Below are 13105 nucleotides of genomic sequence, written 5' to 3'. Positions count from 1 at the left end.
ATCTAACCTGAACAATTAGATTATATCAGGAAAAAGAAATGGAAGCTCAAAGCCTTGTCAGCCACCAGCATAGCTGGTGGTTTTCTTGTTTTTCTCTACGAGAAAAACTGGCTCGAAGCCATAATAAGAAAAAAGCCAAGTTCTTTGTGAACTTGGCTTTTGTTGTGGTGTGGTCTCTAGGTCGCTGCCAATTGGCCAGCTTGTAGTTGATACATACGGTGATAGTGACCATTGAGAGCTAGGAGCTGCTCGTGGTTTCCAGACTCGATAATTTTTCCCTTGTCCAAGACATAGATACAGTCGGCATCTTGAATGGTGGATAAGCGGTGGGCGATAGCAATGGTTGTCCGCCCTTTTCGCATTTTTTCCAGAGAAGATTGTACCGTCTGCTCTGTCTCAGAATCGATATTGGCAGTCGCCTCATCTAAGATGAGAATCTTGGGCTTACTGGCCATGGTGCGAGCAAAGGCTAGCAGTTGCCGTTGACCTGTCGAAAAGGCAGTGCCTCGCTCGGTGACCAGGTGATTGTATGTGTCAGGAAGTTTCTCAATAAAGGGAGCAGCATCCACAAAGCGTGCGGCTTCCTCAATCTCCTCCTGAGAAATCTCCTGATACATCTGGATATTGGAAGCAATAGTTCCGTGGAAGAGGAAGGGATCTTGCAGGACTAGGCCAATCGCGGACCGCAATTCTTCTTGCGAAAAGCTACGAATATCCTGACCGTCAATCAAAATCCGTCCAGATTGGAACTCATAGAAACGCATAAAGACATTGATGATAGAGGACTTGCCCGACCCCGTAGCACCCACAAAGGCGATGGTCTGCCCCTGTCTCACTTCAAAGGAAACCTTGTCCAGAATTTGTCGCTTACCGTCATAGGAAAAGCAAACATCCTCAAAGACAATGTGCCCCTTGTCAATCTTGGCCTCTCGGTCCAGCTGTAGTGGCTCCTCGATGGTCTGGTCCATGAGCGTAAAGACCCGTCCGGCAGATACCATAGAGGTTTGAAGGGTGGAAAAATGCTGCGTGACATCCAGCAAGGGATCGAAAAGACGATTGACATACTGGATGAAAGCATAGATAAGACCAGCAGAAATTCCAGCCTGTGACCAGTCCAAACCAAAATAAGTCATGAGTAGGGCATAGGCCAAAATCTTAACAAGTGACAGGGCAGGGCGGAGAAAGAGACTGTCCAAGGCCATAGAATGACTGGCATAGTCCAGATGTTCCTGGTTGATAGCTTCAAACTCTGCTTTTAAGCGGTCCTCCTGAGAAAAAGCCTGGATAATCCGAATCCCCTCAATACTTTCAGCCAGTTTGCTGTTGATAGAACTCAGCAGGCTCCTGGTCTTAGCCACAATGGGAGCAGACCGCTTCCGGTACTGATCAACTAGGACGAAAATCACGGGCAGAAAGAGAACGATTAGACTGGTCAATTTCCAATCCAGAGCAAACATTGTCGAAAGAGTCGTGATGATAATAAAGAGAGCTGAGATAAAACTGGATAAAATCCCTGAAAACATCTCCGAAATGCTCTCTGTATCATTGGTGATTCGCGAAACAATGGAACCACTAGGAGTCTGGTCAAAGTAAGCCATTCCCAGTTTTTCCATTCTCTCAAAGGCATCCCTGCGAATATCTCTCACAATGCTATAGGAAACTTTAGCAAACCAGAGATTTCCAAAATATTGAAGCACCATTTGGAGCAGATAGAGGGCAAAGTAGACCGCTAGAATAGCCTCAGCAGTCTCTGAAATAGTAGAAATGTAGTGGTCGATAAAATAAGAGGCTAGAAGGGGAATTAGACTGCGAACCACGGTAGTCAGCAGCAAAAAGCTCAAGGCAAGGACTGTCAGCAGTCGATAAGCTTTGAGATAGGACAAGAGTCGCAAAAAAACACTAGCTTGCTTGGTTTTAGAGAGCATCACTTTCCTCCTTTTCGAGTTGCTGCATCATATAGGTATCGTAGTACCAGCCTTTTTCATCTAGTAATTCTTGGTGACGACCTCGCTCTACGATTTTCCCATCTTCAAGGACCAGAATCAAATCGGCATGGACAATAGCTGACAGGCGATGGGCGGTGATAATGGTGGTTTTGTCAAGGCGTTCTTTCTTAATGGTTTCAAGAATAGCGTGTTCTGTTTTAGCATCTACCGCTGAGAGCGAGTCATCCAAGAGCAGGATATCTGGATTGAGAATCATAGCACGGGCCATAGCCAACCGTTGTTTTTGTCCGCCAGAAAGGGAAATCCCCTTCTCGCCAACCATGGTATCAAAGCGGTCGGGCATATCCTGAATATCCTCATAGACATGGACAGCCCGAGCGGCCTCTTCTACCTGATCTAGAGATAAATCGGGATTGCCGAAGCGGATATTTTCGGCAACGCTGGTCGCAAAGAGGAACTGGTCCTGGGGTACATAGCCGATTAATCGTCGTAGGTCAGCTAGCTTGTAGTTCTTGATATTTTCTTGATTGAGCAAGATCCGTCCATTTGTCACATCGTATTCTCGCATGAGGAGCTTGAGCAGGCTGGTCTTCCCAGAACCTGTTGGCCCCACAAGGCCAATTGTCTGCCCTTTTTTGATGTGAAACTGGATGTCTTGGAGGACTGGTATGTTATCATAAGCAAATTCGCTAATCTCATAGACAATCTCTCCATTGCTCGGTGCAGGAAGCGGTTGATCTGTTTCAATAACCTCTGAGGAAATGCTGAGAAGAGTCTGAATCCGATTGTAAGATACATCACCACGCTGGCTAATATTGACCAAAAAACCAATCGCCATAAGAGGCCAGACTAGGAGATCTAAATAGGTCATGAAAGTTACTAGTTGGCCTAGACTGACCTGACCTTGCGAGATGAAGTGAGAGCCGACTAGAAGGGTCAGCAGGTAGGACAGGCCAATGAAGAAGAGGACGGCAGGGTTGAACAGGGCATCGTACCGCATGGTTTTGATATTCTGCAAGAAGGCTACTTGGTTGACTTCCTGAAAAGCCGCCGTTTCTTGTTCTTGGTAGCCAAAGGATTTAGTGACCTTTATACTAGAAACAGCTTCCTGTACCTTGTTGTTAAGCTCTGAAAAGGCTGCTTGTGAAGCCTTGAAATTTTCATGGGTACGACGGCCTAGAAAATTAGTAGTGAGTGTCATGAAGGGCAGGGGGAGGATTGAAACCAAGGTCATCTGCCAGGAAATGCTCACACTCATGGTGACCAGTGTAACCAAGGCAGTAACGGTAGCATCAACAAAGGACATGACGCCACCACCTGCTAGTCGGGTCAGGGCATTGATATCATTGGTTGCGTGGGCCATTAAATCCCCAGTCCGATATTGCTGAAAAAAGGTTGGATGCAGGTGCATAAAGTGGTCAAACAGCCGAGCCCTCATGATTTTTCCTAGACGATAAGATGTTGCCAGGATGTTCATTCGCCAAAGATAGCGGAGGCCGTACATGGCCAAGGCTGACAAGATGAGCCCAGCTACCCCGAGTAGCAAGCGGTGCTCAGTCAACTGTCCGCTGGCAATCTGGTCAATCAACTGCCCCATGATAGAAGCGGGAAGGAGATTGAGGACGCTGACCAAACAGAGTGATAAAATCCCGATCAGGTAGGCCTTTTTCTCAAGAGAAAAGAACCACCATAATTGTTTGATAATCTTCATAAGTATCCTTTCTGAACAAAAGAAAGGTTGGTAGCTTGTCACCACCAACAATCTAGTGAAATTCGGTGACACTAGTGTATCATAGACTGGCAGAAATAGAAAGTTTGCAACTTAAAAACTAGGCAACTCTAGCCGTAGCCGAATAGAAGAAACAGTTGGAGTTGTAAACACGTATGATAGAGGTAGAATCTAGACGATTTCTACCTTTTTCTGTCTATTTATGATAAAATATATGAAAATTTAGAAGAGGTGTTCAGATGAAAGCTATTGTTACAGTTGTCGGTAAGGACAAGTCAGGAATCGTTGCGGGTGTTGCGACTAAGATTGCGGAATTGGGACTCAATATTGATGACATTTCTCAGACTGTTTTGGATGAGTATTTTACCATGATGGCGGTGGTGTCATCAGATGAGAAGAAAGATTTCACGCAACTTCGTGCAGAACTAGAAGCCTATGGTCAGGCTTTGAATGTGAAAATCAACATTCAAAGTGCGGCGATTTTTGATGCCATGCACAACTTGTAAGGAGAGCAATCATGGACATTAGACAGGTTAGAGAAACCATTGAGATGATCGAGGAGCAGCACTTCGATATTCGGACCATTACCATGGGGATCTCCCTCTTGGACTGTATTGACTCGGACATCGAAAAGGCTGCTGAGAAAGTTTACGCTAAAATTGTGACCAAGGCCAAGAACTTGGTAGCAGTCGGTGATGAGATTGCGGCGGAGCTGGGAATTCCCATTGTCAACAAACGGGTGTCGGTAACGCCAATTGCTTTGATTGGTGCGGCGACGGATGCGACGGATTATCTTCCCTTGGCTCATGCCTTGGACAAGGCGGCTCATGAGATCGGCATCGATTTTATCGGAGGTTTTTCAGCCCTCGTTCAAAAGGGTTACCAAAAAGGTGATGAAATCCTCATCAACTCTATACCGCAGGCATTGGCCCAAACGACAAAAGTCTGCTCGTCAGTCAACATCGGCTCGACCAAGACGGGTATCAACATGACGGCTGTGCGGGATATGGGGCGGATCATCAAGGAGACGGCGGAGGCTTCTGATATGGGAGCGGCCAAGCTGGTGGTCTTTGCCAATGCGGTCGAGGACAATCCTTTCATGGCTGGTGCCTTCCATGGTGTCGGCGAGGCGGATGTGGTTATCAATGTCGGCGTGTCTGGTCCTGGTGTGGTCAAGCGTGCCCTTGAAAAAGTGCGTGGCGAGAGCTTTGATGTGGTGGCAGAAACCGTCAAAAAGACTGCCTTCAAGATTACCCGTATCGGTCAGTTGGTCGGCAATATGGCCAGCGAACGCCTGGATGTCAAGTTCGGTATCGTGGACCTGTCCCTTGCTCCGACGCCAGCTGTTGGAGACTCAGTGGCTCGGGTCTTGGAGGAAATGGGCTTAGAAACCGTAGGTACGCACGGAACGACTGCTGCCCTGGCTTTGCTCAATGACGCAGTCAAAAAGGGTGGAGTTATGGCCTGCAACCAAGTCGGTGGCTTATCAGGTGCCTTCATCCCTGTGTCTGAGGACGAGGGCATGATTGCGGCGGTGCAAAATGGCTCGCTCAACCTTGAAAAATTGGAAGCTATGACGGCTATCTGTTCAGTTGGTTTGGACATGATTGCTATTCCAGAAACAACGCCTGCTGAAACTATCGCGGCTATGATTGCGGATGAGGCGGCCATTGGGGTTATCAACCAGAAAACCACTGCGGTCCGTATTATTCCACTTGGAAAAGAAGGGGACATGATTGAATTTGGTGGGCTTCTGGGAACAGCTCCTGTTATGAAGGTCAACCAGGCTTCGTCTGTGGATTTTATCAACCGTGGCGGACAAATTCCAGCACCGATTCATAGCTTTAAGAACTAAAAACGTAAACCGATTGCGACAAGCAGTCGGTTTTTTGCTATACTAATAGTAAGAAAAGACAAGGAGAACACTATGGCAGATGTAAGATTATATATTTCTCGACATGGGAAAACCATGTTTAATACCATCGGGCGCGTGCAGGGCTGGTGTGATACACCGCTGACCAAGGCCGGTGAGGAAGGAATTCGTGAACTGGGCTTGGGGCTCAAGGATGCGGGCCTTGATTTTAAACTAGCTGTATCCAGTGACCTGGGGCGGACCGTTCAGACCATGACCATCGCCCAGCGTGAGTTAGGAATTTTAGGAAAAATCCCATATTACCAAGACAAGCGTATCCGTGAATGGTGCTTTGGTAGTTTCGAGGGCATGTATGATGCCGAGCTTTTCCAAGGTGTCCTGCCTCGTTTGAAAGGGACAGTTGATGCGACAGGCATGTCCTTTGCGGAAATCGCAGCAGGTATCCAAGAAGCAGATACAGCTGGCTGGGCGGAATCATGGGAGGTTTTGAGCAACCGTATCTTGACAGGTTTTGAGTCTATCGCCCAAGACTTGGAAAAGCAGGGCGGCGGCAATGCTTTTGTGGTCAGTCATGGTATGACCATTGCAACCCTGGCCCATCTGTTGGAGCCAGAGCGTGGAGCCAATGTCTTCCTGGATAACGGCTCGATCACCGTCCTCAAATACGAAAATGGCAAGCTTTTAATTGAAGCAGTTGGCGACCTATCCTACCGCAAACGCGGAGCAGAATTGATTGCCCAAGGGGAATAAGATATGAAATCAGGGATTTTTCTCTGATTTTTTTGTTGACAATCCACCATTCTAGGTCTTCAGACCGATTTTTAGCACTCTAGGTAAAAGAGTGCTAATTTTTTGGTTTTTTCTCTTGACAATCCATTTTTTCAGCGTATAATGGGAGTATAAGTTGTTAGCACTCTATATACGCGAGTGCTAACGCTCTTCAAAAATCAACACTATCCGTTGTCAGCTTGCCTTTGTGAACCTCAGTTCTACATTCGGCTTCGCTTCCTAGGCTACTGTCGATTTTCATTGAGCGTAACTAAAACAGTGTTCATGAAAGGAGCGGAGATGATTACCCAACGTCAAAATGATATTTTGAATCTGATTGTTGAATTGTTTACGCGCCATCATGAGCCGGTTGGTTCTAAGGCCTTGCAGGAGATGATTGCATCTAGTTCGGCTACCATTCGCAATGATATGGCTAAGCTAGAGCAGTTGGGCTTGCTAGAAAAGGCTCACACGTCAAGCGGTCGGATGCCCAGTCGGGCTGGTTTTCAATACTTTGTCAACCACTCGCTCAACTTGGAACACATCAATGAAGAAGATGTTTATCAGGTGGTCAAGGCTTTCGACTTTGAAGCCTTCAAGCTGGAAGACATCTTGGAGCGGGCCAGTACAGTCCTAGCTGATTTGACAGGCTACACTTCGGTTATCTTAGATGTGGAGCCGACCAGTCAGCAGTTGACTTCCTTTGACATCGTGCAGCTCAGTAGCCACGATGCCTTGGCAGTCTTGACCTTGGACCAGTCCAAACCTGTCACTGTCCAGTTTGCCATTCCAAAGAACTTTTTGACCAGGGACTTGGAAGTGCTCAAACGCCTGGTGGATGAACGCTTCGTTGACCAGACGGTCTTGGCAATCCACTACAAGCTGCGGACGGAGATTCCCCAGGTGGTGCAACGTTACTTTACCACGACGGACAATGTCTTGGATCTCATGGACTACATCTTTTCCAACCTCTTCCAAGAATCAGTCTTTATCAGTGGAAAGGTCGCTTCGCTGACCTATGGCAATCTCGCCACCTATCAGCTCTTGGATAGCCCACAGCTATTAGCCCCAGAGTTGCGGCAAGGCTTGGCGCCAAACCAGCAGACCAGCATTTCTGTGGCGGAACATAGGGATCCTGCCTTAGCGGATGTGACAGTCATTCATCATCGCTTTCCAATCCCCTATCGGGGCATGGCCCAGATGAGTTTGCTTGGTCCTGTTGACATGGACTACCGTAGGCAGATGAGCTTAATCAACATCATCAGCCGCGTCCTATTTATGAAATTAACCGATTACTACCGTTATCTAAGTAGTAATCATTATGAGGTAAATTAAGATGTGAGGGCGTGAAGGAAACGATTGAAAAATAGGAGATTGACGTGGTGTCATCAGATACAAGGAAATCTATCTTTTTTCTGAGTTTCTAGCCCGAACTCAATTTATTATTTGTCAAAGTAATAATAGAAAATGAAGAGGTGAACAACTTGTCAGAAGAAATCAAAAACGAAGAAATCGTAGAAGAGGTTGAAACAACAGAAGAAGTTGTCGAAGCTCCTGAAAAATCAGAATTGGACTTGGCAAACGAGCGTGCAGAGGAATTTGAAAACAAGTACCTCCGTGCCCACGCTGAAATGCAAAATATTCAACGCCGTGCCAACGAGGAACGCCAAACCATTCAGCGTTACCGTTCGCAAGACTTGGCTAAGAAAATCTTGCCGAGCTTGGATAACTTGGAACGTGCCCTTCAAGTCGAAGGCCTGACAGAAGATGTCAAAAAAGGCTTGGAAATGGTACAGGAAAGCTTGATTCAAGCCCTCAAAGAAGAAGGGGTGGAAGAAGTTGCAACAGATGTCTTTGACCCAAATCTTCACATGGCCATTCAAACCGTTCCAGCAACAGACGACTGCCCAGCAGAACACATTGCCCAAGTCTTCCAAAAAGGCTACAAGTTGCATGAACGCTTGCTGAGACCTGCTATGGTGGTGGTGTCTGAGTAGTCGCTCTGCTATTTCCCCCTAAAAAAGATTCTTGACCGAGATGTCGTTAAACTAGGCTAAATTGAACATAAAAAGTAAATAAAAAAGAGGTAACACACATGTCTAAAATTATCGGTATTGACTTAGGTACAACAAACTCAGCAGTTGCAGTTCTTGAAGGAACTGAATCAAAAATCATCGCAAACCCAGAAGGAAACCGCACAACTCCGTCTGTTGTGTCTTTCAAAAATGGTGAAATCATCGTTGGTGACGCGGCAAAACGCCAAGCGGTAACTAACCCAGATACCATTATCTCTATCAAATCAAAAATGGGAACTTCTGAAAAAGTTTCAGCAAACGGCAAAGAATACACTCCACAAGAAATCTCAGCTATGATCCTTCAATACTTGAAAGGCTACGCTGAAGAATACCTTGGGGAAAAAGTAACCAAAGCCGTTATCACAGTTCCTGCTTACTTCAACGATGCTCAACGTCAAGCAACAAAAGACGCTGGTAAAATCGCGGGTCTTGAAGTAGAACGTATTGTCAACGAGCCAACTGCAGCAGCCCTTGCTTACGGTTTGGATAAGACTGACAAAGACGAGAAAATCTTGGTGTTCGACCTTGGTGGTGGTACTTTCGACGTATCTATCCTTGAACTCGGTGACGGTGTCTTTGACGTACTTGCCACAGCAGGTGACAACAAACTCGGTGGTGACGACTTTGACCAAAAGATTATCGACCACATGGTAGCAGAATTTAAGAAAGAAAACGGCATCGACTTGTCAGCTGACAAAATGGCCCTTCAACGTTTGAAAGACGCGGCTGAAAAAGCGAAAAAAGACCTTTCAGGTGTAACGTCAACTCAAATCAGCTTGCCGTTCATCACTGCAGGTGCAGCAGGTCCGCTTCACTTGGAAATGACATTGACACGTGCCAAATTCGACGAATTGACTTACGACCTTGTAGAACGTACAAAAGTTCCTGTTCGTCAAGCCCTTTCAGATGCAGGCCTTAGCTTGTCAGAAATTGACGAAGTAATCCTTGTCGGTGGTTCAACTCGTATCCCAGCCGTTGTAGAAGCTGTAAAAGCTGAAACTGGTAAAGAGCCAAACAAATCTGTAAACCCTGACGAAGTTGTTGCTATGGGTGCGGCAATCCAAGGTGGTGTGATCACTGGTGATGTCAAGGACGTTGTTCTCCTTGACGTAACACCATTGTCACTTGGTATTGAAACAATGGGTGGTGTATTTACAAAACTCATCGACCGCAACACAACCATCCCAACTTCTAAGTCACAAGTCTTCTCAACTGCGGCAGATAACCAGCCAGCTGTTGACATCCACGTGCTTCAAGGTGAGCGTCCAATGGCAGCGGACAACAAGACTCTTGGTCGTTTCCAATTGACAGATATCCCTGCAGCACCTCGAGGTATCCCACAAATCGAAGTAACATTCGACATCGACAAGAACGGTATCGTTTCTGTAAAAGCCAAAGACCTTGGTACGCAAAAAGAACAAACCATCGTTATCCAGTCTAACTCAGGTTTGACAGATGAAGAAATCGACCGCATGATGAAAGATGCAGAAGCAAACGCAGAAGCAGATAAGAAACGTAAGGAAGAAGTAGACCTTCGTAACGATGTGGACCAAGCAATCTTTGCGACTGAGAAAACCCTTAAAGAAACAGAAGGCAAAGGCTTCGACGCAGAACGTGACCAAGCTCAAGCAGCTCTTGATGAGTTGAAAGCAGCTCAAGAAGCTAACAACTTGGACGACATGAAGGCTAAACTCGAAAACCTCAATGAAAAAGCCCAAGCCCTTGCAGTGAAACTCTACGAGCAAGCCGCAGCAGCACAACAAGCAGCTGCAGGCCAAGAAGGTGCTCAAACAGCTAACAACGCAGGCGATGATGTCGTAGACGGCGAGTTTACTGAAAAATAAGATGTGAGAGCGTTAAAAGAACGACAGAAAAATAGGAACTTGACGCTGAATGCTTGCATTCAAGGAAAGTTATCTTTTTTCCGAAGTTCTTAGCTCGAACTCAGTTCTTATCTTATCGAGAATAGGAATTCAGAAACGAGCAGTTGGTCTGGGAATTGTTTTATCCCGAGCCACGAAATTCTTCACTAGGCTTTGTTAACTCTCCTCGATGAACTCTAGTTCAATCTTCGTCCAGTTGCCTAGCCTAGTCTTGAATTTCTTTGAGTATCTAGGGTTCGGAAAATCATTTTTTCCGAAGTTCTTAGCTCGAACTCAGTTCTCATCTTCTCGAGAATGGAAATCATTCGTCAATAAAATTTCCAATCACAGAGGTTGCAACCCAGCCTCTGTTTTTGGGTAAATACCCTTCTAACTTTTACAGAATTGAATACGCCTACGACTCTATGAAAAAGTCAAAAAGTCTGGGGATAGACTTTTTGAGGAATACCTGTCGCTTATTATTTTTGTGCGACAGGGCTGAAAGTGTCCACTGGACACTTTCACTCCCTATTTTTCTTTGAGTCGCTTAACGGCTTAATATCTTCATAGAAAGGAATGTGTTCGTAATCGAACACGGGCTACTTTCAACATTTCAAAGAAAGGAATACAAGTTCGGTAATTCGAACACAGGCTAAAAACCTAGTGAAAAAGATAAACTACCTAGTGTGTTTTACACACTGTGTCAGTTTCCTATTTTCATACGGTTTTCTTGACGCCTTTTGTATCATAAACTATGAACAATACTGAATTTTACGATCGTCTTGGTGTTTCTAAGAGCGCTTCTCAGGACGAGATTAAGAAGGCTTATCGGAAGCTTTCAAAGAAATACCATCCAGATATTAACAAGGATCCGGGTGCGGAGGATAAATACAAGGAGGTCCAGGAGGCTTATGAGACCTTGAGTGATCCGCAAAAACGGTCTGCCTATGACCAGTATGGTCCTGCTGGTGCCAATGGAGGCTTCGGCGGAGGAGCTGGTGGCTTTGGTGGTTTCGACGGAGCAGGTTTCGGTGGCTTTGAAGACATTTTCTCTAGCTTCTTTGGTGGAGGCGGTGCGACGCGCAATCCTAATGCACCTCGTCAAGGGGATGACTTGCAGTATGCGGTCAACTTGAAGTTTGAAGAAGCGATTTTTGGTGTGGAACGTGAAGTTTCCTATAACCGTGAGGCAACTTGTCGAACCTGTACAGGTTCAGGTGCCAAACCTGGAACAAGTCCAGTAACCTGTGGGCGTTGTCATGGTTCTGGAGTGATCAATGTGGACACCCAAACTCCACTTGGAACCATGCGCCGTCAAATGACCTGTGATGTCTGTCATGGTCGCGGAAAACAAATCAAAGACCCATGTACAACCTGTCATGGAACTGGTCATGAAAAACAAGCCCATACTGTGACGGTTAAGGTGCCAGCTGGTGTGGAAACTGGTCAACGTATTCGCTTGGCAGGTCAAGGTGAAGCAGGTTTCAATGGAGGTCCATATGGAGATCTCTACGTTGTCATTCAGGTCCAACCTTCAGACAAGTTTGAACGTGAAGGGACCACTATTCACTATAAACTGAACCTCAACTTTGTCCAAGCAGCACTTGGAGATACAGTTCATGTGCCAACGGTTCACGGTGATGTGGATATGGTCATTCCTGAAGGTACCCAGACTGGTAAGACCTTCCGACTCAAAGGAAAAGGTGCCCCAAGTGTTCGTGGTGGAGCTATTGGTGATCAATATGTCACAGTAAATATCGTCACTCCGACAGGTTTGAATGACCGCCAAAAAGCAGCTCTTAAAGAATTCGCGGCAGCAGGAAACATTGATGTCAAACCCCATAAAAAAGGATTTTTTGACAAGGTAAAAGATGCCTTTGAGGATTTATAATTCTAAGATGAGACTGGAAACTCCAGTCTCCTTTCTTTTTCAGAAAAAACTCTGGGCATTTTCTCCGACGCATCACAGGCTCTGTGTTAAAATAAGATATAGTAATTTGAAAGAGAACGCTTACGAATGAAATCTTGGGTTGAGAATAAGGCCATAAAAAAATACGAAGATCGGTCTGGCTTGACGGGTTTGAAACAGGGGCCGCTGGTGTGGACCGAGGTCTTTTTGCGCGAGGTCAATCGTCAGTCAGATATAGGGATTTTACATTTTTGGCCCATGGACCAAACGGTTATTCTGGGGATGATGGACAGTCAGGTTGCCCAGCTGGACAAGGGCTTAGCCAGTATTGGTCAGGCAGGCTACAGTCCTATCATTCGGAGTTTGGGCGGTTTGGCAGTCGTTGCTGATGAAGGGATATTAAATGTCACTCTGATTTTGCCTAATCCTTCTGGTCATAAAGTCGATTTGCGGGAGTCTTATCAGGTTATGGTGGATTTGATTGCTCAGGCGCTTTCGGATTTTCCCTTCGAGGTGGTCAGTGGTGAGGTGACAACTTCCTACTGTCCTGGGACCTACGACCTCAGTATCTCTGGTCGGAAGTTTGCTGGATTGGCTCAGCGGATTTACCAAGAGGTCATTGCTATTTCTGCCTATATCAGTGTATCAGGCAATCAAGTCAAACGAGGGCAAGTGGTGGCTGAATTTTATGCAGCAAGTTTTGCTCCGCAAGAAGTATCGGACAGATTTCCGCAAGTAAATCCGGATTCGATGGCCAATTTGTCAGACTTGGTCGGTCAGGATGTGACGGTGGAGGATATGAAAACACGAATTGAGCGTGTCTTGATTGAAAACGGAGCTTTTCTGACCACCTTTTATCCTTCGTCGGACAACATGGCTGATTTTATGGCGCTGGGAAAGACCATCAAGCAGTCTATGGAAAAATATGGAATTTAGGAGAAAA

General features: G+C 46.0%; 10 protein-coding genes. 8 read left to right on the top strand and 2 right to left on the bottom strand.

The genetic code is table 11. From position 1 onward, the window contains the following. Positions 1-176 precede the first annotated feature (176 nt). Positions 177-1925, bottom strand: coding sequence for an ABC transporter ATP-binding protein (locus ODU39_RS09025; RefSeq protein ID WP_398580279.1), 1749 nt, complete (start codon positions 1923-1925; stop codon positions 177-179). After that, positions 1915-3657 carry an ABC transporter ATP-binding protein gene (locus ODU39_RS09020; RefSeq protein WP_398580278.1) on the bottom strand — a complete coding sequence of 581 codons (1743 nt, stop codon included), beginning with the start codon at positions 3655-3657 and terminating at the stop codon, positions 1915-1917. Before ODU39_RS09020 ends, ODU39_RS09025 begins: the two co-directional genes overlap by 11 nt. A 257-nt stretch (positions 3658-3914) precedes the next feature. On the opposite strand from ODU39_RS09020, the gene ODU39_RS09015 reads away from it, so the two are divergent. The 8 genes from ODU39_RS09015 (at position 3915) to ODU39_RS08980 (ending at position 13098) form a co-directional block, all read left to right on the top strand. After that, the gene (locus ODU39_RS09015) at positions 3915-4181 is read left to right on the top strand and encodes an ACT domain-containing protein (RefSeq protein ID WP_029173833.1); all 267 of its coding nucleotides are present in this window, start codon (positions 3915-3917) and stop codon (positions 4179-4181) included. A gap of 11 nt (positions 4182-4192) precedes the next feature. After that, positions 4193-5530: a PFL family protein gene (locus ODU39_RS09010; RefSeq protein WP_105257153.1), complete on the top strand. Its 1338-nt coding sequence runs from the start codon at positions 4193-4195 to the stop codon at positions 5528-5530. A 72-nt stretch (positions 5531-5602) separates the two neighbouring features. Further along, the gene (locus ODU39_RS09005; RefSeq protein WP_136670780.1) at positions 5603-6298 is read left to right on the top strand and encodes a histidine phosphatase family protein; all 696 of its coding nucleotides are present in this window, start codon (positions 5603-5605) and stop codon (positions 6296-6298) included. A 318-nt stretch (positions 6299-6616) separates the two neighbouring features. Continuing rightward, a complete protein-coding gene (hrcA, locus tag ODU39_RS09000) occupies positions 6617-7651 on the top strand; it encodes a heat-inducible transcriptional repressor HrcA (protein ID WP_044761805.1) in 1035 nt (344 codons plus the stop codon). 140 nt (positions 7652-7791) lie between these two features. Then, on the top strand, positions 7792-8313 hold the full coding sequence (grpE, locus tag ODU39_RS08995) for a nucleotide exchange factor GrpE (RefSeq protein WP_269089031.1): 522 nt from the start codon (positions 7792-7794) through the stop codon (positions 8311-8313). Between the two features lie 98 nt (positions 8314-8411). Further along, complete coding sequence (gene dnaK, locus ODU39_RS08990; protein WP_002943084.1) at positions 8412-10235, top strand: molecular chaperone DnaK; 1824 nt, start codon at positions 8412-8414, stop codon at positions 10233-10235. A 772-nt stretch (positions 10236-11007) separates the two neighbouring features. Next, positions 11008-12144 carry a molecular chaperone DnaJ gene (gene dnaJ / locus ODU39_RS08985; protein WP_024406452.1) on the top strand — a complete coding sequence of 379 codons (1137 nt, stop codon included), beginning with the start codon at positions 11008-11010 and terminating at the stop codon, positions 12142-12144. 126 nt (positions 12145-12270) lie between these two features. Then, complete coding sequence (locus ODU39_RS08980) at positions 12271-13098, top strand: lipoate--protein ligase family protein (protein WP_398580277.1); 828 nt, start codon at positions 12271-12273, stop codon at positions 13096-13098. The last annotated feature ends 7 nt before the right edge of the window (positions 13099-13105 follow it).

It is taken from the genome of Streptococcus sp. 2021WUSS126 (assembly GCF_044427255.1).
GTDB classification, from domain to species: Bacteria; Bacillota; Bacilli; order Lactobacillales; family Streptococcaceae; genus Streptococcus; species Streptococcus hashimotonensis.
Note: the sequence above shows the minus strand (reverse complement) of the source record. Positions and strands in the feature narration are given on the sequence as shown.